We start from the raw sequence: 241 nt of genomic DNA, 5'->3' as shown, positions 1-241 counted from the left end.
AATACTATGAGCTTAAACGTATCAAAATTACCAATCCGAATAGTCCACAGTTACAAGCGCGTATGCAAAAACGTCTGGATAATATGGATCTGACTCGGCTGGCAGCGGCCGCCAACATTCCGGTCAGTGAGCTAAAGAAAGTCACTTCTGTCGATGACAGTATTGATGTGACTGATGAAGAAGCGGTAAAAGCCGCCCTGCCATCGGGCGCAGGCTCGCATTATTTGCCACTACTCAACAA

General features: G+C 46.9%; 1 protein-coding gene. It reads left to right on the top strand.

Annotated elements, in window-relative coordinates; translation table 11 throughout:
* Positions 1 to 241 (top strand): hypothetical protein (locus AAEZ03_RS28690; RefSeq protein WP_350583381.1); only part of this gene is annotated, 241 nt, incomplete at both ends.

The organism is Pseudomonas sp. HY2-MNA-CIBAN-0224, from assembly GCF_040310285.1.
In the GTDB taxonomy this organism is placed as follows: Bacteria; Pseudomonadota; Gammaproteobacteria; order Pseudomonadales; family Pseudomonadaceae; genus Aquipseudomonas; species Aquipseudomonas helleri.
The sequence above is the reverse complement of the archived record's forward strand: the minus strand, read 5'-3'. Positions and strand labels throughout refer to the sequence as shown.